The sequence below is a fragment of the Bacillus sp. JJ1609 genome, from assembly GCF_036967045.1.
GTDB lineage: Bacteria > Bacillota > Bacilli > Bacillales > Cytobacillaceae > Mesobacillus.
Window position 1 is genome coordinate 242,431 of the sequence record NZ_JBALSS010000006.1, and the last position, 21,993, is coordinate 264,423.

The 21,993-nt window shown below is 41.2% G+C and carries 18 protein-coding genes; 12 read left to right on the forward strand and 6 right to left on the reverse strand.

Features of this window, described 5'->3' with window-relative positions:
• Positions 1-236: 236 nt before the first annotated feature.
• The gene (locus V7654_RS05830; protein ID WP_335429235.1) at positions 237-1,253 is read right to left on the reverse strand and encodes a serine hydrolase domain-containing protein; all 1,017 of its coding nucleotides are present in this window, start codon (positions 1,251-1,253) and stop codon (positions 237-239) included.
• Between the two features lie 267 nt (positions 1,254-1,520).
• Between V7654_RS05830 and V7654_RS05835 the strand changes: the two genes are divergently transcribed.
• Positions 1,521-2,507 carry a Gfo/Idh/MocA family protein gene (locus tag V7654_RS05835; protein ID WP_335429237.1) on the forward strand — a complete coding sequence of 329 codons (987 nt, stop codon included), beginning with the start codon at positions 1,521-1,523 and terminating at the stop codon, positions 2,505-2,507.
• Positions 2,508-2,776: 269 nt separating this feature from the next.
• Positions 2,777-3,472 (forward strand): SurA N-terminal domain-containing protein, encoded by a 696-nt coding sequence (locus tag V7654_RS05840; protein WP_335429238.1) that lies wholly within the window; start codon positions 2,777-2,779, stop codon positions 3,470-3,472.
• 197 nt (positions 3,473-3,669) lie between these two features.
• Here V7654_RS05840 and V7654_RS05845 read toward each other — a convergent pair whose 3' ends face one another.
• Both V7654_RS05845 and V7654_RS05850 read right to left on the reverse strand, forming a co-directional pair.
• Positions 3,670-4,512 (reverse strand): MBL fold metallo-hydrolase, encoded by an 843-nt coding sequence (locus V7654_RS05845; protein WP_335429239.1) that lies wholly within the window; start codon positions 4,510-4,512, stop codon positions 3,670-3,672.
• Between the two features lie 214 nt (positions 4,513-4,726).
• The gene (locus tag V7654_RS05850; RefSeq protein ID WP_335429240.1) at positions 4,727-5,095 is read right to left on the reverse strand and encodes a PH domain-containing protein; all 369 of its coding nucleotides are present in this window, start codon (positions 5,093-5,095) and stop codon (positions 4,727-4,729) included.
• Between the two features lie 470 nt (positions 5,096-5,565).
• Here V7654_RS05850 and V7654_RS05855 point away from each other — a divergent pair, with 470 nt between their 5' ends.
• From V7654_RS05855 to V7654_RS05895, 9 genes are all read left to right on the forward strand, one after another.
• Positions 5,566-6,354: a nitroreductase family protein gene (locus V7654_RS05855; RefSeq protein WP_335429241.1), complete on the forward strand. Its 789-nt coding sequence runs from the start codon at positions 5,566-5,568 to the stop codon at positions 6,352-6,354.
• 366 nt (positions 6,355-6,720) lie between these two features.
• Positions 6,721-7,434, forward strand: coding sequence for a toast rack family protein (locus V7654_RS05860; protein ID WP_335429242.1), 714 nt, complete (start codon positions 6,721-6,723; stop codon positions 7,432-7,434).
• Between the two features lie 482 nt (positions 7,435-7,916).
• A complete protein-coding gene (ppsA, locus tag V7654_RS05865; RefSeq protein ID WP_335429245.1) occupies positions 7,917-10,517 on the forward strand; it encodes a phosphoenolpyruvate synthase in 2,601 nt (866 codons plus the stop codon).
• A gap of 551 nt (positions 10,518-11,068) precedes the next feature.
• Entirely contained in the window at positions 11,069-12,487 is a 1,419-nt protein-coding gene (locus V7654_RS05870; RefSeq protein ID WP_335429246.1) for a hypothetical protein, read from the forward strand.
• A gap of 218 nt (positions 12,488-12,705) precedes the next feature.
• On the forward strand, positions 12,706-14,376 hold the full coding sequence (locus tag V7654_RS05875; protein ID WP_335429247.1) for a hypothetical protein: 1,671 nt from the start codon (positions 12,706-12,708) through the stop codon (positions 14,374-14,376).
• Between the two features lie 136 nt (positions 14,377-14,512).
• Entirely contained in the window at positions 14,513-14,818 is a 306-nt protein-coding gene (locus V7654_RS05880) for a hypothetical protein (RefSeq protein WP_335429248.1), read from the forward strand.
• Between the two features lie 129 nt (positions 14,819-14,947).
• The gene (locus V7654_RS05885) at positions 14,948-15,841 is read left to right on the forward strand and encodes a GNAT family N-acetyltransferase (RefSeq protein ID WP_335429249.1); all 894 of its coding nucleotides are present in this window, start codon (positions 14,948-14,950) and stop codon (positions 15,839-15,841) included.
• Between the two features lie 199 nt (positions 15,842-16,040).
• Positions 16,041-18,089, forward strand: coding sequence for a DUF4179 domain-containing protein (locus V7654_RS05890; protein ID WP_335429250.1), 2,049 nt, complete (start codon positions 16,041-16,043; stop codon positions 18,087-18,089).
• Positions 18,090-18,348: 259 nt separating this feature from the next.
• Complete coding sequence (locus V7654_RS05895) at positions 18,349-18,495, forward strand: hypothetical protein (RefSeq protein WP_335429251.1); 147 nt, start codon at positions 18,349-18,351, stop codon at positions 18,493-18,495.
• A 155-nt stretch (positions 18,496-18,650) separates the two neighbouring features.
• On the opposite strand, the gene V7654_RS05900 is transcribed toward V7654_RS05895, so the two are convergent.
• The 3 genes from V7654_RS05900 to V7654_RS05910 form a co-directional block, all read right to left on the reverse strand.
• Positions 18,651-19,091, reverse strand: coding sequence for a YtoQ family protein (locus V7654_RS05900; RefSeq protein ID WP_335429252.1), 441 nt, complete (start codon positions 19,089-19,091; stop codon positions 18,651-18,653).
• A 131-nt stretch (positions 19,092-19,222) separates the two neighbouring features.
• Complete coding sequence (locus tag V7654_RS05905; RefSeq protein ID WP_335429253.1) at positions 19,223-20,239, reverse strand: DUF1835 domain-containing protein; 1,017 nt, start codon at positions 20,237-20,239, stop codon at positions 19,223-19,225.
• Positions 20,236-20,814: a hypothetical protein gene (locus V7654_RS05910; RefSeq protein ID WP_335429254.1), complete on the reverse strand. Its 579-nt coding sequence runs from the start codon at positions 20,812-20,814 to the stop codon at positions 20,236-20,238. Before V7654_RS05910 ends, V7654_RS05905 begins: the two co-directional genes overlap by 4 nt.
• A 241-nt stretch (positions 20,815-21,055) precedes the next feature.
• Between V7654_RS05910 and V7654_RS05915 the strand changes: the two genes are divergently transcribed.
• On the forward strand, positions 21,056-21,790 hold the full coding sequence (locus V7654_RS05915; protein ID WP_335429255.1) for a sulfite exporter TauE/SafE family protein: 735 nt from the start codon (positions 21,056-21,058) through the stop codon (positions 21,788-21,790).
• Positions 21,791-21,993: the final 203 nt, after the last annotated feature.

Sequence of the window (21,993 nt, forward strand, 5' to 3'; positions counted from 1 at the left end):
GAAGGAAGCATGGGGACGTACCTTGTGCTTCCTTTTTTTACTTTGCAGAAGCATGGGGACCTACAGGAGCATGATTCTAAATTTTTTGTTCGGATCCGGGAAATCGTTTGGATCATGCCGGAGATTTAATTGAGGGCGGAAAAGGGGAGGGTCTAGTGTCTCATGAACAGTAAAAATGTGTAACTTTGTGAGACTGCAGAACCGTCCCTTTGTCGCGGGAAGCAAAGGGTACTTCCCTATGCTTCTCTGTGTTCTTCGATTGCCCTCATAATCTCGAAAGCTCCTTTGGATTTGTTGGAGCAGACGACGGCAATAGTTTGGGTGGCTGGATAATATGCTGAATGGAAGCTGACTCCTGGGTCATAGCCCATGACATGGTATTTCAATACTTGATTGGCGTCTTTCTTGATCCAGATCCCGTATCCGTAATAGCCTGTTTCATTGACTTGTACGTGGAGAGTCAGTAGTTTATTTAACGACTCCTCACTTAGTAAAAGGTGAATATAAAGCGCGTTCCACAGCTTAACCATGTCTTCTACGGTGACATATGCGCCACCATCAGAGCCGCCTTTTACCGGCAGTGAATAGATATTCGTCTTCCATGTCCCATCAGGAAGGTCGATATAGCCTAATGCTGTATTCGACGGGAGGGCGTCAAAGGAAAAATAACCGGATTGACTCATGCCTGCTCTCTTAAAAATATTTTCCTGAACATATTCAGTAAACTCCATCCTGGAGGCTTGTTCTATAATCAGGCCTAATAAAATGTATCCAGCGTTATTATAGTGGAAGGATTCGCCTGGTGCGGATTTCATCTGCTCATTCTGGAACATAGGCAGGAAATCCTTTAGGCTTCTGATATGATACATCGGCCTGTTAATCCAGAGCTCCTCAAAATCATCCATGACATCCTCGTCAAAATAGTCAGGAATACCGGATGTATGCGTCAGCAAATGGTGAATTGTAATCTCTTCACTGAAACTAGGAAACTCTAAATCAAGGCAATCACTTAATCTCGTATCAAAGGTGAACTTGCCTTGCTCCACAAGCTGGCAAATGGCGATTGCTGTGAAAAGCTTGCAGCCAGAGGCGATTCCGAACCGGGTTTCCGCGTTGTTTTTTAATGAATCAGACCGATTTGCATAGCCAAAGCTGGCAGTGGCGGCGTGACCGGTCCCATCTTGAACCTTCACCGCTCCTGAAAAATTAACCTTGGAATGAACCTCTTTAATGACTTCTTCTAAATTTTTCATATGGATTCTCCTAACCTATTCTACTCCGATGTTACCATGTGGCAATTGTGAATTATAGAAAAATATGACAAAAAGTGAAACGGAAGCATGGGGACGTATCTTATGCTTCCGTTTTCTAAATGGAATTTTTCATGAAATCTCAAAACTATGGACCCTGAATCACAACTCCATTATAGAAGCAAAGGGTACGTCCCTTTGCTTCAAATAGTATAATGGACTAACAAGGTTTGTTCTAGACTACTAATTGCTTAAGGAGAGGGTTAGACGATGGGCGATAAAATAATCAAATGGGGAATTCTAGGGACAGGTGGTATAGCAAGTGCTTTTGCCAAAGATTTAGCGTTTGCTAAAAATACGGAAAAGACTGCTGTTGGTTCACGTACTAAAGAGAGTGCTGCAAAGTTTGCGGAAGAGCATGGCGTTTCCCGTGCATATGGAAGCTACGAAGAACTAGTGCAAGATTCAGATGTAGATGCAATTTATATTGCCACGCCACACCCTTTTCATAAGGACAATGTATTGGAGTGTCTTCGTGCTGGCAAGGCTGTGCTTTGCGAGAAGCCTTTTACCATAAATAGCGAAGAACTAGAAGAAATCATTCAGGTGGCAAGAGATCAGGAGCTTTTCTTGATGGAGGCAATGTGGACACGTTTCCTGCCTCCAATTGTTAAAGTTAGAGAATGGATTGACAGCGGAAAAATTGGCGAAGTACTTTTACTAAAAGCGGATTTTGGTTTCCGTGCAACATGGGATCCCGAGTGGAGATTACTTAATCCGGCCCTTGGAGGAGGAGCATTACTTGATGTAGGGATCTACCCTGTATCATTTGCATCCATGATATTTGGAACAAACCCAGAGAAGATTCTGAGCTCTGCTCATATTGGTGAAACGGGTGTTGATGAGCAGTTTTCTATTATTATGTCCTATCCTTCTGGAAAGACCGCCACCCTTAATGGCGCATTTCGAGTGAGTTTAAATAACGAAGCTTACATACATGGAACAGAAGGATCTATTCGAATTCCGTCCTTCTTTAGTGCGAAATCAGCTACTTTATATAAGGACGGTGAGGAAGTAGAGACATTTAATGATGACAGAAAATCGGCTGGTTATGCGTTTGAAATAGAAGAGGTAGGAAAATGCCTGAACCAAGGACTTTTAGAAAGTACCGTCATTCCGTTGGAGGAATCGTTAGAAATAATGAAATTGATGGATGAAATTCGTGGACAGTGGGGATTGAAATATCCGTTTGAGTAACACAGGGCGGTTCTCCTGTCTCATTCGTAAGGCGAAGTATATTCTGAGAAGGGACGGCTATTGTGTCTCATAAATGTGAAGATATGTCATTTTATGAGACGGAGGAACCGTAACTATTTCACTTAAATATACCCTCGAATCCCACGCGAGAATTCGCTTTTCTTACCGTTTATTATATTACAATCTGATGACACTTCCCTTACAACCCTCCTATTCATTCAAGGAATGTGTTAGTATGACGGACATTTTGAGTGAAAGGGGAGTTTGTTATGATGAAGCGCATTTTTACAGGCATTTTTTTATTGAGCATAGCCGTCCTTGTGCTCGGCGCATGCAGCAAGGATAGCTCGGAAGGAAATGCTGAACAAAATAAAGAAGATTTGGTCGCAACAGTGAATGGGGAAGGTATTTCGAAACAGAAATATGAAAAAGAGCTGGAGGCTACGAAAACATCTTATGAGCAACAGGGCATGCCGGCAGATCAAATGGATAGCAAGATGAAGGCTGAACTCGAAAAGTCAGTTCTGGATCAAATGGTCAATGCTGAGCTGCTTCTTCAGACAGCTGAGAAGAATGGCATCTCCGTCAATCAAAAAGAAATGGATACAGAGCTGGAAAAGATTAAATCCAACTTCGAAAATGATAAACAGTTTGAAGAAGCACTGAAAAAGAATAAGGTAACCGAGAGTGAGCTTAAGGACCAGATGGAAAAACAAATGTTGGTCACAAAATATTTGGACAGCAAGATAGGTAAGGTGGAAGTGACCGATCAAGAAGTCCAGGTGTTGTATGATCAATATAAACAGCAAGCAGAAAGTCAAAAGCAGAAACCGGAAGAACTCGAAAAGATAAAGCCAAAGCTTGAGCAGCAAGTTCTCTCTCAAAAAGAGCAGGAAAAAATCAGCAAGCTAGTGGAAGAGCTTCGTAAAGACAATGAAGATAATATCAAAATCCTTGAAGCATAGGGTTCGCATAAATTAAAAGGAGACAGCGGGATGATTCCGCTGTCTCTAAATCTATATCTACCTTTTGCCATGGAAGGAAGCATAGGGACGTATCTTATGCTTCCGTTTCTTTTCATAGAACTCCATCGAATTAGTATAATTTTGTGCTGACACAAGAAGCAAAGCGAGAAGAAGCACAGGGTACGTCCCCGTGCTCCTTACCTTTCGCCATCGACGTATCTGCCGTAGTCAGGTATGGCTATATCATCAAATTCAGCTGCCAGTCTAGCCAGGTTCTCCCTTAATGTTTCCGCAGCCATAGGTATCCCGTGGCCTGTGACCGCGACTGTTGGGTTCAGGGCTTCTAGCTTTTGTACGGAAGCGCGTGCTGATTCCCAATCGGTTGTTAAATAACGCGGCGGACCGCTTATTTCCTGTTCCTGGGTCAGCACACTATAAAGAGATTCCTGTTTGACCGTTACAAAGGCGTCCCCCGCAATCAACACTCCGTCACTTTTTCTGTAAAATGAAACATGTCCCGGTGTATGACCTGGTGTGTGAATCCATTTCCAGCCTGGCATATGGGGAACGCTGCCATCTTCAGGTAATGCCTGAACATGTGTGTCGAGGTCGATTCCCTCGTGAGGAAAAGTTGGCGATATTTTAGCAACCAATCCTCCCTCGACACTTGCATCCGGTTTTGGATAGTCCTCCTTGCCCGTTAAGAATGGCATCTCCAATGTATGTGCGTAAACAGGAACTTGCCAGTGCTCAACCAAATCAATAATAGCACCTACATGGTCAAAGTGCCCATGTGTTAAAATAATCGCCTTTGGCTTTGCGTTTTCTCCGAAAAGTTCCTTAGCCGCATCTATGATTTTATCAGCTGACTTTGGCATGCCTGCATCGACTAATACCCAATCGTCTGCAGAAACCTGTACAAAGCAAAGGTTTACAATCTGAACTGTTAAATAATGTACGCCTTCCGCAACGCTTACAATCATTCCGCTAGTCGTTGACGTCATGGGCATATACCGTTCTGTGGATGAGCTTTTCTTCAAGGATATTGCCTCCTTTTTCAAGAGTTATCCTTTTGATTTTACCCCCATAACACCCAAGTATGCGTCAAGGTTTGCGGAAGCATGGGGACGGAAGCATGGGGACGTACCCTGTGCTTCTTCTCTAGTGGTTAACTTAAAAGAAGCATAAGATACGTCCCTACGCTAATATAAAAAAAGCATTCCTTGTTATAAACATGGAATGCTTTTTTGCATACTAGAGAAGCGCCTCAGCGATCAACTTATCAAACTTTCGAACATCAATGCCTTTTTTAAGATTTACTTTTATATGGCCAGCTCTTGTCCATAATTCAACTTCGGCGTTGAAATCGAACAGGCTGCCTGCATTTTCAGAGGACCACATATTGATTGACGAATATGGTAAGGAGTAGATTTCAACCTTCTTCCCTGTTAGGCCTTGTGCGTCTCTTACGATTAATCGCTTATTCGTGAAAATGGCGCTGTCACGAATGGTTTTATAAGCAGCAACCGCGGTTTCTCCTTCCACCAATAAATCATTTACGTCATTAGGTATAGGGCACTCAGAAATAAAAGTCCATGCCAAAATTGCTTGTGTTGCAACCATTTGAATTACCTCCTGGAAAGTATATTTATATATTTGTATTCTGTATGAAAATGGAAAAACCTTCTTTTATAGGAGTAATACTTAAAGTCACACCTTACTCTTCGAATTCAGCCAAATAGCCCATCTAGTAATATAAGAAACTTAATTTATAGTGAGATCCCTAACCTAAATCAAAAGTGTTGCTGAAAACTTTTCTTAGCCAATGGCAAAGTGAACATATAAAAATGTAAAGATAACGAAAAGGTATTTAAAACTAAATGTCGAATTGAGTCTGAGAATAACAATAGGCAAAATAAACATAGGGACGTATCTTATGCTTCCGTTTTCTAAATAGAATCTCCCATGAAGTCTCAATACTATGGATTCTGAATAAACCCCTCTATAGAAGCAAAGGGTACGTCCCTGTGCTTCCGTCCCTGTGCTTCCGGAAGCAAAGGGTACGTCCCCATGTCCCTAACAGATATTTAGGAGTGATTGTTTTGGAATTGAATGATGTTATACACGGACACAGATCCATTCGAGAATATGAAGATAGGGAAATAGATCAAGTTATGCTGGACCAAATTTTAGAGGCGGGTATTCGTGCCTCTTCAAGCGGTAATATGCAGACTTATTCGATTATCGTCACGAAAGACAAAGAACTTAAGAAAAAATTATACACTGCTCATATGGAGCAATCGATGGTTGTTGATGCACCTATACTATTAACATTTTGTGCTGATTTTAATAGGATGAGGAAGTGGCTTGCGCTGAACGATGCACCTGTACATTTTGATAATTACATGAGCTTTATGATCGGTGCCATTGATGCAGCTTTGGTAGCACAAAACTGTGCTTTAGCAGCTGAAAATGCTGGGCTGGGCATTTGCTATATGGGCTCTACGCTTGCAAATTGTGATCAAATTGGTGAACTGCTAAACTTACCACCAAATGTCGTACCCGTTGTTGGTTATTCATTAGGGTATCCCGCAGAAAACCCTGCCCCACGTGATCGTTTGCCAAAGGATGGACTTGTTCACTACGACCAGTATCGTGATTATTCTGATGAAGAAATTCTAGAAATTTATAAAGATAGAAATGAAAAGGGATGGAACCGCTATATGGACATCCCCAAACTTAAAGAAATGACAGAACGATTAGGATTAAAAAATCTTGCTCAAGTCTATACCAAGGCCAAGTATACGAAGGAATCGCACCTCGAATTTTCACAAACGGTACTGAAGTACTTAGAGAGACAAAATTTTATGAATAATGAATAGAAAAATACGATCTTATAGTTATTCACAAAACTTTTCCCTCTTTTATTCGTATAAAAATAAATTAACGCTATTTAATGATCTTATGAAAACTGTCTTAACCCGTTGATATCACTGGGTTAAGACGTTTTTTTTTATGCTATGTGAAATGGATAATAACTTGCCGGAAAAGTCGGGCGGTTCCAGCGTTTTAAATATTGTAACGATATAGAATTTTTTAAAGGCAACGGATCCGTCCCTCTGTCTCGTGGATGGATTAATTTTCCATATATAGGTCTCAGGTCTGATTATAAGTTAAAGCCTCAGCCTGTTAAATGATAATGGGTGATGGCTTATGATTAACCTATAATCAAACGGAGGCGATATCAAATGAAAAAAGTTATGGGATTTGGATTGGCAGCATTATCTGCCGTTTTATTACTGTCTGGATGCAATAATACAATTTTTGCGAGTGATAAAAATGATGATGAACTCGTTGTTAAGAAGGATAAAGCAAAAGAGCTTGAGGTTGTTTTGAATTTTGGCGCGGGAAAAATGGATGTTGCCGGCGGTGCTGATGAATGGGTTAATGGTAACGCAATCTATGAACCGGAAAAGATGAAGCCTGAGGTTACCTATGATCTAGACGGGAAAGTCGGCAAGGTGGAGATCGCTCAGCCAAATCATTTTAAAATGGGTAAGATGAAGAATGAATGGAATCTGAAAATAACCGAAGATGTTCCAGTAGACCTTGTCGTAAATGCCGGAGCATCAGAGACCGATCTTGATTTGAAAGGAATCGAGCTTTCAAACCTTGAAATTAACGCAGGAGTTGGTGAAATAACCGTAGATCTTGGAGGAGATTGGAAAGAAAGCTTTGATGCCCGGATTTCATCGGGAGTCGGAAAGATGATCGTTATTCTTCCTAAAGATACAGGTGTAAGAATACATGCTGAAAAAGGAATCGGCTCTTCGTCTTTTGAAAATTTGATTTCGAAAGGTAATGGAGTTTATGTAAATGAAGCATTTGAAGATGCAAAAGTTAAGATTGATCTGGATGCTGACATCGGTGTAGGTGAAGTAACGTTTAAAACGGAAAAATAGTTCAAGATGGGGGGATGGTTTCTGTTTCTTATAAATGTGGCAAGAATACGTCATTTGTTGAAACAGCGGAACCGTCCCTTAGTCTCCCGTCCCTTTGCTTACCTCAGCTTCGCTTATTCATTAAAGTGGCTGCTAATCCTATCGAGGATAGCAGCCATTTTTTATGTGGTCATTTTATGGACGGTCTAAATATGTAGGTAAATGTGCTGAACCGGGCAGCAGGTTACTGTATGGTAAGGGAGTTTTTTTAAAAAAATTGACCTCTTCCTAAGTTAATTATAACAGATAATAAATGGTGATTATAGACTGTTTCTTCTCATTTACTCCTGCTAAAATGCAGTAGAAGTTAATGAGGTTTGTTGGAGGGATTTATAGGAGAGGACCTGTTCTGCAAACTTGAAATCGTACTACAGGTAAAGGACAGTGGTGAGCACTCGCAGCATCAAAGAAACCAAAAATATAATGGTTAGGGGAGATGTAGAATGAGTTCTGTGGTTCTCGGTTTTCAGGAAATGGATCAAACGCAGCTTTTGCTCGTTGGCGGAAAAGGGTTGAATTTAGGGGAATTATCCAAAATTCAAGGAATACAGGTGCCAGAAGGATTTTGTGTTACAACCGTGGGATATCAAAAAGCCATCGAACAAAATGAAACGTTTCAAGCATTGTTGGATCAACTAACACTGCTCAAAGTAGAGAATCGAGACCAAATTGGTGAAATCAGCAGGAAGATTCGACAAATCCTCATGGAAGTAGAAATTCTAGCTGATGTTGTGAAAGCAGTTGATCACTATCTCTCCCAGTTCGGCGATGAACATGCTTATGCCGTGCGTTCTAGTGCGACTGCTGAAGATTTACCACATGCCTCTTTTGCTGGTCAACACGACAGTTATTTAAATGTCATCGGAAAAGAAGCAATTTTGCAGCATATCAGCAAATGTTGGGCATCCCTTTTTACGGATCGTGCGGTGATCTACCGAATGCAAAAAGGATTTGACCACAGACAAGTGTATTTATCCGTTGTCGTTCAAAGGATGGTTTTTCCACAGGTTTCAGGTATTTTATTTACAGCTGATCCGATTACTGCTAACCGAAAGGTGCTATCCATCGATGCCAGTTTTGGACTTGGAGAAGCACTGGTCTCCGGCTTGGTAACTGCCGATAGTTATAAAGTGCGGGATGAAGAAATCGTCGATAAGAGGATTGCAGCCAAAAAATTGGCTATCTATGGACGAAAAGAAGGCGGAACAGAGACAAAGCAGATTGATCCTGACCAGCAAAAGACTCAAACACTTACTGAACAGCAAATTTTACAACTAGCCCGCATAGGTAGACAGATCGAAACATATTTTGGCTGCCCGCAAGACATTGAATGGTGTTTGGTTGATGATACATTTTATATTGTCCAGAGTCGTCCAATCACTACGTTATACCCCATCCCTGAAGCGAATGATGAAGAAAATCACGTTTATGTATCTGTCGGTCATAATCAAATGATGACCGATTCCATGAAACCATTGGGATTGTCTTTTTTTCTGTTAACGACGAATGCACCCATGCGTAAAGCTGGCGGTAGGTTGTTTGTTGATGTGACACATCAACTGGCTTCGCCTGTCAGTAGAAACATTTTATTAAAGACTATGGGACAACATGATCCGCTCATGAAAGACGCACTTATGAACATCATTGAGCGAGGAGATTTTATAAAAACGTTACCAAATGATATTAAAGCACCGAGTCCTAGCAGAGGCAATACAGATATGTTGGAACAAATTGAAAACAATCCATCAATCGTTTCTGATTTGATTAATCGCAGCCAAACATCCATAGAAGAGTTAAAACAAAACATTCAAACGAAAATAGGATCAGATTTATTTGATTTTATTCTAGAAGATATACAGGAATTAAAGAAGATTTTATTTGACCCACAAAGTTCAGCTGTATTTATGGCTGCTATAAATGCTTCATCATGGATCAATGAAAAAATGAACGAGTGGTTAGGTGAAAAAAACGCGGCGGACACGCTTTCTCAATCTGTACCAAATAATATTACATCGGAAATGGGTCTAGCACTATTGGATGTCGCAGATGTGATTCGTCCTTATCCAGAAGTAATTGATTATTTACAACATGTAAAAGATGATCACTTTTTGGATGAACTAGTTAATTTTGATGGTGGACAGGAAGCTAGAAACGCTTTCAATGCTTTTCTCAACAAATACGGAATGCGATGTGCCGGAGAAATCGATATTACTAAAACCCGTTGGAGCGAAAAACCAATTACACTTGTCCCTTTAATTCTTAGCAATATCAAAAACTTTGAGCCAAATGCCAGCAATCGGAAATTCGAGCTAGGGCGGCGTGTTGCTTTTGAAAAAGAACAAGAGTTATTAGATCGCTTGAAGCAATTACCGGATGGTGAACAAAAAGCAAAAGAAACAAAACGAATGATTGACATAATCAGGAATTTCATCGGGTATCGTGAATATCCGAAATACGGCATGATTAATCGCTACTTCGTTTATAAGCAGGCTTTACTGATAGAAGCTGAACAACTCGTACAAACGGGCGTCCTTCATGAAAAAGAAGATATATACTATCTAACTTTTGAAGAACTTCTTGAAGTCGTACGCACAAATAAACTGGATAACCAGATGATCAGCAAACGAAAAGAAGAGTACAAATTATATGAAAAACTAACTCCTCCACGTGTTATCACGTCTGATGGTGAAATCATTGCAGGTGAATACAAACGAGAAAATCTCCCAGCTGGAGCTATTGTAGGTCTACCGGTTTCTTCTGGAGTTATAGAGGGCAGAGCACGCGTCATCTTAAAAATGGAAGATGCAAATCTAGAAGTTGGGGATATACTAGTCACCTCCTTTACTGACCCCAGCTGGACACCTTTGTTTGTATCCATAAAAGGCCTAGTCACCGAAGTAGGCGGGCTGATGACCCATGGAGCAGTGATCGCACGTGAATACGGCTTGCCAGCAGTTGTCGGAGTGGAAAATGCTACTAAACTAATTAAAGATGGGCAACAAATTCGCGTGCATGGAACAGAAGGGTATATCGAAATATTGTAATTGCTAGAAGGGACACGTGAACATGGGGACGGTTCTCGTGTTCCTATTTTTATTAATAACAATAAGGAAAGTGCGGTCCTTAAGTTTCATGAACCGTTTTTTTTTACATAAATACATAGAACTTTTTTTGATGGGGAGGATGATGAGAAGAGGTGCTTGGCTGCTTAGAAGACTGCGATGAGAATTTAATAGATTGGATAGAAATTAAGACAAACCGACGGGCAGTGGAGAGTGTTGCTGGCAAGTTTCCGCCTTCTGATAAAGACATTCCTGCTTATCATTGACCGGGTATCTTCACCGGGCGGGATACGAATAGGTAAAGGCGGCGCTAGTAACTTTCACTCGCTTGGACAAAGGAACGGTCTAGTGTCTCATAATCAGTAAAAATATGTAAAATTGTGAGACGGCTGAACCGTCAATCTGTCTTCAGAAGCAAAGGGTACGTCCCTGTGCTTCGAGTAACAAAAGGGCGAGGTCGCTTTTTAAATAAGGGTAACGTATAATTAAACTATAGAACTAAAGATACGATTCATTAGGAGGCCGAATGTTTCATGAATAGTGATCAAACAATGCCGACAAAAATATCGTTCAAATCTAATAGGGTTATGATAAATGGAGAAGTTGTGCGGACAGCAATCTTCGCCAGATTCATGGTTGCCGAGGTCCAAACTGAAGTAAACGAAAAATACTATCTGATTTTCTACAAAAATGCCCTTATCTATGGGGATCAACTCGAAAAGGTTCAAAAAGATTCATTTATTGATAAAGTGCTGAATGAAGGGATAGTCTTAGATAAAGAGCATCCGCTTCTGCCTGTACTACTTCCCGCCACAGCTTTAGCCATACCAGCGAAAAACAAGCTCTTCAATCATATCCAGCGCAATTATTCCCTCCTTGAAATACCATGTATTGCTGCAGCACTCGACTCCTTTTTCTCATCAGAACAGCTCGCCAAACCAATCGAAAATATCTTTTTCCACTACAGAAGAAACGGCAGTTTTTTCAAAGCTTTTCAATCGATCCATATTTTGTCCGACTTATCTCCCTCCCTGGAAAAGCTTAATGATCTCCTCCATTCCCGGGAATACAGCTCATATTCAAGTTTCTACACTACCTCGTCTTTATCGGCAATCCAAAAGAAGGACCCCTTATTTGCAGAGTTCCATTGCTTTACGAATCGGAAAAACACCGAACATTTTCAAATGCTGGAAAGTTTATTAAATAACGAAGAACGGTATGCTGAAGGGCTGCTGGTTTGGATGGATGACAAAAGGAATCATACTTCTGAGTCCGTTAAGAGCCAAACAGAATTGGCCTTGAAGTACATACCCCTCGAAAATTGGATTCTAGCCTTATCCTATGCAAAAATTAATCCATATAAATGGGTATCAGATGCTCGAACTTTTATTGAAGGATTGATGAGAGAAGGGCAATATGAGAAAGCGGCAGTTTATTTATTCCCCTTCATTGAGGATCTGCCAGCAGAGTTTCATCAGGTCCTGAATGAAATTTGGAAGCATATGGATGCTGAATTTGTGTCTTCTCACGTGGATGAATTTCTGTTGCTCCATCAGCAAGTTGCTCAGGAAAATGACCCGAAGCAATCTGAACAAAGAATACTGCAGCTGACAGCAAAACTAATGGAGGGGCATGACTTGACAGTTGTTTGTGAAAAACTGAAACCGATTCAGAAAAACTTTCCACATTCTATCACCATTCGAAAAGTCAATGAAATGGCCTCTCTTATGGAGAATCCTGACAGAATGATGGAATTGGGGCAATTTTACGCAAGCTTTCGTCATTATGATCAAGCCATCGAATGTTTCTTCTGGGAAATGGAGCTCAATCCGACTGATCCAGCTCCCGTCAGGCAGCTGTGCAAAATGTATCAGCACAAAGGCATGGTCAAGGAAGCATCAACCTATCAGCAAATATATACACAATTAAAGAGCGACCAGGAGACAGGCTAAAGCTGGGGAAGCATGGGGACGTATCTTATGCTTCCGTTTTCTAAATAGAATCTCTCGTTAGATCCTAAACTGTAAACCCCCAAACAAAACTCCTTAAAGAAGCAAAGGGTACGTCCCTTTGCTCAAAAAGAAGCGCAGGGTACGTCACCATGCTTCTGTGTGAAACTTTATATGTTCTAATTCGTATATGTTAAGAACAAACTGATAAGGGGATTTTTATGGGAAATATTATTCTTTTTGCGCTTTTGGTTGGATTGGCCTCTGCTCTGATTCTGATTCCTTTTTCAAAAGCGGAAGACCAAGGCAGGAAAATGACGTCGGCTTTATTGATCGCTGCGATTGTCCTTTTTACGATCGGAAGTTTTGCGTTTTATTATTTGTTTAATTTAGATCGGAACCTCTCTTCTTTGTGGCCGTTGGCGATTTTGATCACGCTTGGCGGTACGATTTTTGCAGCGGGGAAGGAAAGAATGATTAAAGGGAGTTTGTTTGTCCTAACCTTGCTTTTAGGTGTGTATTTTTTACTCGCTTTTCTTTTTAACGCGGAGGAAAAATACGAATCTGCGAAAATGACAGAGAAGATGGAAATCTCGACCTTTGATGAAAAGGAAACACCGGCGAGTGTACCACCTCATTTTGCTCGTAATAAAATGAAAAAGGCATTCGGTCAAGTTCCAAATACAAGTTATTACGAGCTTGGGAATTTGCAAATCCAGAAGGTCAATGGCGAGTATGTCTATATCGCTCCTGTTGAATTTTCGGGCCTGTTCAAATGGGTGAATGGCAAGTCAACACCGGGTTATTTTACAATCAGTGCCACCGATTCATCAGCAAATCCAAAATTCAAGAAATCGGACATGATTTATACACCTTCTTCTTTCTTCAATAAAAATATTGAACGCCATATCCGAATGCAGTATCCGGAGTCTATTTTCTACGGAGGCACCCAGCTTGAGATCGATGATGAAGGCAAGCCTTATTATATCAGGACCTTTGGCGAATTCATCTCTGCCCGCAACGGCTTTAAAGTGAAAGGGGTTGTGGTCGTTGATCCAAAATCAGGGGATACGAAGCGGTATGCTTTAGCGGATGTACCTGAGTTTATTGACGGCGCAGTTTCCCCAGAAGCAGTCAGTCTGCAAAACAGCTATTACGGCAATTACATTCATGGCTTTTGGAACAGTCTTTTTGGCAAAAAGGATGTAAAGTTGCCGTCGGATGAAGGAACCGAAGCCCAGGTCAGCCCGATCTTCGATGAGAATGGCGAAATGTATTATTTCACCGATTTTACCAGCCCGAAAGAAGGTGTCGACTCCATGCTCGGATATTCGCTGACGAACTCAAGGACAGGAAAAGCGACCTTCTACACTGGAAACCTTAAAGAATCTTATATGGATTCTGAAGGTACGATGCAAATTATTGAAAAGAAATTCATCGAGAAAAAGTGGCATGGCGAAATGCCGATTCTCTATAACTTCTATGGGGAAGCAAGCTGGTTAACATCTGTTCTTGATTCGAATGGCTTCCTGCAAAATTACTTTATCGTATCAGCAGCGAACCCGGAAATTTCGGCTTATGGAAACACTCCAAATGAAGCATTGAGAAAATATAAAACAGCCCTGCAGCATGGCGGGGGAACACTGGATGGCAGTTCGAAGGCAGAAGAAAAACAAACGAGCGGAGAAGTGTTGCGTGTCTACAAAGAAAAAACAGGCGATTTCACGATTGTATCAATCCTGCTAGACAACAAAAAGAACTACATCATCTCATCCGAAACCAACCCATTGGCGATTTATGTAAAAGAAGGCGACCAGGTCAAGATCACATACATGGATACCGGCGAAACCTTCCTGCCGGTGAAGGAACTAGTGATTCAGGGATTGGAGTAAAGAAGCATGGGGACGTATCTTATGCTTCCGTTTTCTAAATAGAATCTTTCTTGATCTCAAAACTATGGATCTTGAATCATAGCGCGATTATAGAACCGAAGGGTACGTCCCTTTGCTTCTTATGGAGGGAAAAATGATGGCGGATATGGCTTTTGGAGCTCTTTTGGGAAGTTTCTTTGTCCTGCTAGGCATATTCATTTGGAGAAAAGGAAGTGTGTCTTTCCTAGCTGGTTATGCGAAAGATAAGATCAATAATGAAAAGTTAATGGCGAAGCGGATAGGAATAGTCATTATTTTGTTTGGACTGGAGACCATTTTATTAATCGCCACTAGCCTTTTCGTAACAGAGGTAGATGGGTTTATATATGGAATACTAGCCATCCTGCATATCCTGACTATTTTACTATTGATGATTTTAACTCAAATGAGTGAAGCTAAATGAAACCTGGGAAGCATGGGGACGTACCTTATGCTTCCATTTTCAATATAGAAAATTAATAGTTTTATGCTGACAGTAGTTTCACAACAGAAGCAAAGGGAACGTCCCTCTGCTTCAAGGGGAGGGAGCGTTATGAAAGTTGAAGCACTAAAAGCGGAGCGGCTTGGAGACTTTAAAGAGTATTGTAAAAAGCATCGAAAGGAACTGGATGATTCATTTCTGTATGATGAAGACCTGCAAAATTTAAAAATTGATGCGGAAAAATCTACCTATATATTAACTGACGCAAGTGGGGAAATAAGGGGAGCGGCCTCTCTTATACTGGATGACTATCATCGAAGAGGAAAAAGGGCAAGGTTCCGGATTTTTCATTCGGAAGCGCACGACGACCAATACTATAAAAAACTGTTTGCGGAGATATTGAAGCATACAAATTCCTTGGATCATGTGTTTTTATTTGTCCCCTTGCTCAATCAGGAACTACAGGATGTCATGGCGAAGCTGAAGTTTGACGTGGAGAGGTATACTTTTCTGCTAGTCAGGGAGGACTTGGAGGTTCAGGATCCGTCTATTCCAGAAGGCTTTGAGATTAGGAGTTTCAGACCTGGCGCTGATGAGGATGCCTGGTGCATGGTAAGGAATGCTGCGTTCTCGAAGCTGAAGGGAAGTGAAACGGCGATTACCCCTGAAATGGTTGCAAAAATGCCATCAGAGTCTGATTACCTGAACGGTGGGATGATAATCCTTTATGAGAACGATAAGCCAGTTGGTGTCGTGAGAGGTTCGGACGATGAATATGAAGATTCACCAATTATGAACATAGGACCACTGGCCATTTTGCCGGAATACCAGGGGAAGGGGTTAGGAAGGGTTCTCTTAAGAGCGTCGATCAAGTTTTCGAAGGAAAAAGGATACAAAAGATGCGTGCTGTGTGTCAATGCAGACAACGAACAAGCCAAAGCCCTATACCTGCAGGAAGGCTTCGAGCAGACAGAAGGGGTCGTATGTTATCGATATGAATTGTGATTCAAGGAAGTATGGGGACGTACCTTATGCTTCCATTTTCTTTATAGAACCTTCATCTGATTAAAATAGATTATGCTGACCGTCGTTTAACAAAAGAAGCAAAGGGTACGTCCCTCCGCTTCAAAAAGATGTCTAGTATGATAGGTAATTAATGGTAAAATAGAGTTGGAGAAAGAACGAATTAAAGGGGGAAACATATATGATCCCAGCAAAAATGGATTCTATTTCTACCACTACTATACGAGAAAAAGGAATAGAATCTGTCGTCGATTGGTTCGATCGGCATAAGCAGTCTTTCTATACACTGGGTTATTTTTACCTTAGGAATCAGCAGCAAATGGAAGAGCTATTTTACCGTTCGATTATAAAAATGCAGAAGGAATTGCCTCGTTATAAAGCTGATGCGTCATTCGATATTTGGGTTACCTCCATTTTCATGGATAATTGCCGAGAGCTTTCTCATGCTAGAGGGTTGCAAGTTTCAGAGGGAAATCAGGATTTATTTAATGCGCTGGATCAATTGGACGATGGCGAAAAGGAAGCGATGCTCCTTACGTATGTAAAAGGATTTTCTCATGAGGAAGCTGCATCTATTCTTCGAGTTTCAGTCGATAAAATGAAACAGCTTTTGTTCTCTGGAATACAGTCCGTTAGAAAACAATTGGACGGATCAACCTATAATGGCTGTAAAGAGTACCATAAGCATTACATCTATTACATGGAGAAATCTATGAATCGGCAGGAAAAAATTGAGTTTGAAAAGCACATTTACCATTGCCAGGAATGTCAGGAGGATTTGGCCACCTTTCAGGATGTCACGCTCAAATTGATGGATTTTTCCAAGGGGATGAACGATTTACCTGCGATGACTCCTTTCATGGAGAATGTCAGAAAGCGGCTGACAGAAAAAGAGAAGCACAGGCAACAGAATAATAGAAAACGGATAAGATTGGGACTTGTTTTTGCAAGTGTATTCGCTGTCGTCATCGGGATAGCATTCATAACCGGTGCATTTAACTACGTCTACTATGGATGGACAGAGGAAGACGAGCAATTACGTGCCTTTTTGCAACAGGAACTGGGCCAAAGGGTGAACCTGGAAGCGGAAAGCGAAGGAGTGAAAATTAAGATTACGGGCGTGGTTGCTGATGATGTTCAGACGCTTGTTTTTTATAAAATTGAGGATACAGATGAAGACAATCAATATATGATGAATTATGAGGATGGCCTATATGTCGAGAACGAAAATGAAGTCTTGAGCCAGCAAAACTATCCAAGGTTTTACATTCCAGACCTTAAAGCGGAGATTAATAAAAAGGAAAAGAATGTGTTTTACGGAAGGGTTGGTTTGCGGCCGCTCAATAAAGACACCGACACTGTGAAACTAAAAATCTCAAAGCTTATGAAAATGATTCCAGATCCCGATGATTCGATTGGTTTTAACACCAGGAATATTGAATATAAAACAGGTGAGTGGAACTTCGAGGTCCCAGTATCCAAACAGCCTTCCATCGAATATGAATTAAATGAACGAACTGAAATCGACGGAATTCCGTTTCGATTTCATAAATTAACCATTGCTCCAACAGCAACGATCTTGGAATATGGCATCTATATCGGGCAGCCAGAGAAGAGGATCGACTATGTTGAGTTTGACGATCTGGAAGTGAACAATAAAAAAGTGAAAGCTGACCGTTTTGGCGGTGGTTTTACGACTTCATATCAAGATGCGAATTGGAATTCTTTCAAAACCCAATTCGACCCGCTTTATGAAGAAAAGCCAACAGAAGTTACCGTTCAGTTGAAAACGGCCTATTTTACATTCGAAGACAATAAAAGCATCGAGCTGGATGTGACTCAAAAATATCCACAGACGTTTGAATATGCAGGGAGTACCATCAGCATCGATAAAGTCGAAGTCGGACAGCCGACAACCGTGGTCATAAGCGATCATAAAATTAAAAACCGGGCATATGAAACATTACACGTAAATATAGTCGGTGAAAATGAAAATGAACCTATCTCAACGGAGATGGAAACTGAAGGAGTGTTTGTTGACCGGAACGGAGTCGAATATGACCCAAATACAGGCAATCTCGACTTCGGAAAAATTGAACAACCCCGCCAGTTCACTACCGTCCAAACCTTCAGGCTAGACGGCAACAAAGTAATTCCTAAAAGAATCGATATATTTGGATACAATACAACCAAATACTTGGATGATGTGGTCAAGATATCGGTGGAGTGAAGCATGTGATACATGAGGACGGTTCTCGCGTTTCAAAAATTGTAAAATAATGTTATTTTCTGAAACAGCAGTACCGTGGTCGAGTCTCCAAAAAGGAAAGTCTGGATGCAGTAAGGTATAGCTGTAACATTTCCCGTTTTTTGTCGGAAATGATAGATTTCCAGTGAAATAAATAGTGATAGAATAAAGATGCAGCTGAATATTGTAAGGGTGGTTGGTTGTCATTCTCCTCTCCTGTAAGGGCAAGGAGGTGATAACTATGGAGACAATTCTCGATCTTCTCAAGGAAGTTTTGAAGGGAGTTGTGCGTGAAGTGAGTGCGCATATCTTTCGGAAAAATGTATTGGAGAAATTGAAAACCACCCGCAGCCGTCACAAGCAAAGGGGTGGTTCTCATCGAAGATAATTCATGACAACCACCACCCTGACGGTAGAGGTTGCAGGGAGAAGTGTTGTAGCACTTCTCTCTTTATTTATATATCCATTATATAAGAAAATATTCTGAATGAGAAGGAAATTAAGAACTCGCTAAGAAGCATGAGGACCTTTGCTTCAAGTTACCTATTCATAAATATAACTAATAACATCCAATGCCTGCTCAACTGTCTCCACCGTCACATTCGCCTTGTTAGACAGTTCCTTCAAAGGATGGATCAAAGATTCGGGCCTAATAATAATCGTAGGTTTGTTCATCGCAATTGCGGTGCTGGCGTCCATCGCGGTGTTCCATTGTTTGTACTTTTCGCCGAATAGAGCAATGACGATATCGGATTTTTGCATTAAGACCTGTGTCCTGAAATTGTTGATATCAGACGCAGCGTCATCTGTGTATAATTTTCCTGGCTGTTTTCCGAGAATCTCCTCACCGATTTGGTCGGATCGGTCATGGTTTGTCTGAGGTCCGACGAAGACCAAAGGCAGATTTCGTTCCTTCGCTTTGTTCGCAAATTGATCTCGCCAATCGTCGTGAATCTGGCCTGCTAAATATACCGTTAATTCCATCGTAACACCCTCCTAATGGATCTATTCTAAGTTCATCATATATAACTTTACTATGAATTCAAAGGAATAAGGACGTAAATGAAAAAAGGGTGGTCCTAATGATTCGCCTGAACCAAAAGAACCGCCTTGTATTATTTCAACCTCACACTATAATACCTCATACCCTTCGGAATCCCTTTAATCTCAAAAACTCCTTTATATACAAGAGCCCGCAGCCTGTCTTCTAAAAAGGCATCGCCTACATGATTGTCGATTTGGGCAAAGACTTCTCCAATAATCCTGGCTGCTTTGATAAATTCTTTTTCGGTTTTTTTGCTATGTAATTTTTGAGCGGTCGTGATGATTAATTCATCAAAGTAATCTTCATTTACAGCAATGATGCTGTTGTTTTTCCAAATCCGCAGGACTTCCTTTTTCTCTGCCAGGGTTATCCATTCTTGCTCGAAGCGTCTTCTTTCTTCTTGAGTCAAAGGACTGGAGGTTTTTCTCTGATAGATCTCTTTTAATTTTTCAGGTTCGGGCCCGCCGGTATGGGAGTACAAATACTGATATTCGCTCGTATTGAATAATTCCTGATAAGCAGTGGTGGTATTGATCAAGCATATGTCATTTGGCTTTTCTTTTACCAAATACAACAGATATCGTATTCCCGTTTGTTCATCTGCATTTTCAGCAGTCCAGACCACAATGGGAACATGAGGGGAGATTGCCTCTATTTCTGCGAGCGTACTTTTTAATCTGATTTCATACTCTTCTTCAAAATAATCATCTGAATAATTTAAATGGTCCCTTAGCCATTCGTATCGGCGTTGAAGCCCTGCTTTTGTATGAAGTCTTTTGATAGGGCCGACAGCAAAGAAGTCAGGAAAGCCGATTACCCTATGCTCATGCCCAAATGTGTATCGCAATGAACCGGCATGTGACTCCCCGCAGACAAGGTGGACTGATTTATATTCTCGTTCAACCACCTGATCGTTTTGAAGGATCCTTTCGATTTCGTGATACCATGATGATAAATCCTCGATCATTTGCCCGGGAGCTTCATTGGATTCCTGGACCCTTTTTAACCGGAGCATCGTTTGCAGTAAGAGCGATTTGGCATCATTTTCGTCTAATTGCTGGATAGAGCGACGCAAGTCTTCGATCATTGGCGATTTCCCTTCTTATTGCGAAATTTTAAAAGTAAAAAGACAATTATAGCGCTGGCGACAACACCGGCAGCCCATAAATAAGGTTGATTTTCATTAGATTCGCTTTCGCTGCTTAAATCAACTTTTTCAACTGGCGGTCTCCCTGCACCAAGGATCGGCAAATCTTCTTCTAAAGCAGTCAAATAATTTGTCCGATCACAGATGAGGGTCACAAGGCTTTTAGCTCCGTACATGTCTGATTCGTTCGCATAAACCAAATATTCCTGACCCTCTGTAAAATTAAACCCGCAGTCCCCGCCGCCTTGACCTGTGGTAATGATAATTTGTGATTGTGTCACGCCTTTCCAGGTGTTCGTGACTTCAAAGCGGACGGATTTAGTCATATATCCTTGTGAACTCCGCTTTTCTTTTATATCCAAGACTTTCCCACTAAATACAGCCTTTGACCGCTCCAATTCACTTGCTGCAGACGGCAGCTCAGCACAAGAACACGCACTTGTAACAGAAGGGAAAGAGCCCGTAAGTAAAATAACCATAAACATCAAAACAAAAAACGGCATAACCTTCTTCAAACCAGCACCCCCATAAGCCTTTATCAAACCCGTTCGCTTTTTTTAAGATATTCTACTAAAAGGGAAAGATTACCTTCTTGGAACATGGGGACGGTTCTTGAGTTCATATTTTTACGAGAAAGCATGGGGACGTATCTTAAGCTTCTTATATTCATAACTTTTTCTTATCCCTTTTCATTAAAAACATCAAATTTTCTTATTTAGCAAACGGAAATATAATAAGTTCAGGGGGTGTGAAAAAATGGATTATGTCATTCTTTTTATCATCGGAATTTGTGCAACGACGATTGGAACTCTGGCAGGAGGAGGGGGCTTGATTAGTTTGCCAGCGATGCTTGTTTTGGGAATCCCGGTGCATTCAGCGATCGCAGCGAATAAAGTTTCGAATACGATCAGTTCCTTCTCGAGCTTTTTGCATCTTTATAAAGAAAAGAAATTAACGTTTAAGGAATCGTTCTGGATTATTCCTGTCAGCATGATTGGCGGAGTAAGCGGCGGATTCATTGCTTCAAAAATTGCAAGTGATGACATGTATGTCGTGGCACTCTGCCTGCTGGTATTTGCATTCATTGCCTCGTTTATTGGAAAGGGGAATTTCTCAGGGGATGAGCGATTGAAGGTTTCCGGAAAAAGTGTTACGGGGCTATACGGAATCGGAATTTATGATGGACTTTTTGGGCCAGGACAAGGGACATTGATGCTTTACTTGTTTGGACATCTGAACATTGCCTACATTCGAGCGGTCGGCTATGTCCGGCTTGCCACATTTTCTAGCTGTTTAGGTGCAGCGATTACCTATATTTCAACCGGTGCCGTTATCTGGCCTGTAGCCATCGCTCTCATGCTGGGGTCATTGACAGGAGCGCAAATTGGTGTTCGAATTGCGAGTAAGCTTAAACCGAGTTATGTAAAACCGATTTTAAGGGTGACGACATTGGCGTTGGTGGTGCAAATTTTTTTGGAAAATGTTTTATAAAAAAACGGTGTATACAGCAATCCGGCTTGCATTGAAATGACATTCCATGAAAAAGTCGATGATAAAAACCAAGGGGTGTCCCAAAATTATCTTGGGACACCCTTTTTGAGGTGTTACTCGGACCCTTCTCATAACAACTCGTCGGCCTTTTTTCGCTTCGAGTTGTTCTCGGCCCTCTTCTCATAACAACTCGTCGGCCTTTT

What these genes read in the sequence shown, in the direction of transcription:
- V7654_RS05835 (WP_335429237.1), top strand. Translation starts at nt 1,521, where the DNA reads ATGGGCGATAAAATAATCAAATGGGGAATTCTAGGGACAGGTGGTATA.
- V7654_RS05885 (WP_335429249.1), top strand. Translation starts at nt 14,948, where the DNA reads ATGAAAGTTGAAGCACTAAAAGCGGAGCGGCTTGGAGACTTTAAAGAG.
- V7654_RS05890 (WP_335429250.1), top strand. Translation starts at nt 16,041, where the DNA reads ATGATCCCAGCAAAAATGGATTCTATTTCTACCACTACTATACGAGAA.
- V7654_RS05905 (WP_335429253.1), bottom strand. Translation starts at nt 20,239, where the DNA reads ATGATCGAAGACTTGCGTCGCTCTATCCAGCAATTAGACGAAAATGAT.
- V7654_RS05875 (WP_335429247.1), top strand. Translation starts at nt 12,706, where the DNA reads ATGGGAAATATTATTCTTTTTGCGCTTTTGGTTGGATTGGCCTCTGCT.
- V7654_RS05880 (WP_335429248.1), top strand. Translation starts at nt 14,513, where the DNA reads ATGGCGGATATGGCTTTTGGAGCTCTTTTGGGAAGTTTCTTTGTCCTG.
- V7654_RS05850 (WP_335429240.1), bottom strand. Translation starts at nt 5,095, where the DNA reads ATGGTTGCAACACAAGCAATTTTGGCATGGACTTTTATTTCTGAGTGC.
- V7654_RS05895 (WP_335429251.1), top strand. Translation starts at nt 18,349, where the DNA reads ATGGAGACAATTCTCGATCTTCTCAAGGAAGTTTTGAAGGGAGTTGTG.
- V7654_RS05840 (WP_335429238.1), top strand. Translation starts at nt 2,777, where the DNA reads ATGATGAAGCGCATTTTTACAGGCATTTTTTTATTGAGCATAGCCGTC.
- V7654_RS05870 (WP_335429246.1), top strand. Translation starts at nt 11,069, where the DNA reads ATGAATAGTGATCAAACAATGCCGACAAAAATATCGTTCAAATCTAAT.
- V7654_RS05915 (WP_335429255.1), top strand. Translation starts at nt 21,056, where the DNA reads ATGGATTATGTCATTCTTTTTATCATCGGAATTTGTGCAACGACGATT.
- V7654_RS05830 (WP_335429235.1), bottom strand. Translation starts at nt 1,253, where the DNA reads ATGAAAAATTTAGAAGAAGTCATTAAAGAGGTTCATTCCAAGGTTAAT.
- V7654_RS05900 (WP_335429252.1), bottom strand. Translation starts at nt 19,091, where the DNA reads ATGGAATTAACGGTATATTTAGCAGGCCAGATTCACGACGATTGGCGA.
- V7654_RS05860 (WP_335429242.1), top strand. Translation starts at nt 6,721, where the DNA reads ATGAAAAAAGTTATGGGATTTGGATTGGCAGCATTATCTGCCGTTTTA.
- ppsA (WP_335429245.1), top strand. Translation starts at nt 7,917, where the DNA reads ATGAGTTCTGTGGTTCTCGGTTTTCAGGAAATGGATCAAACGCAGCTT.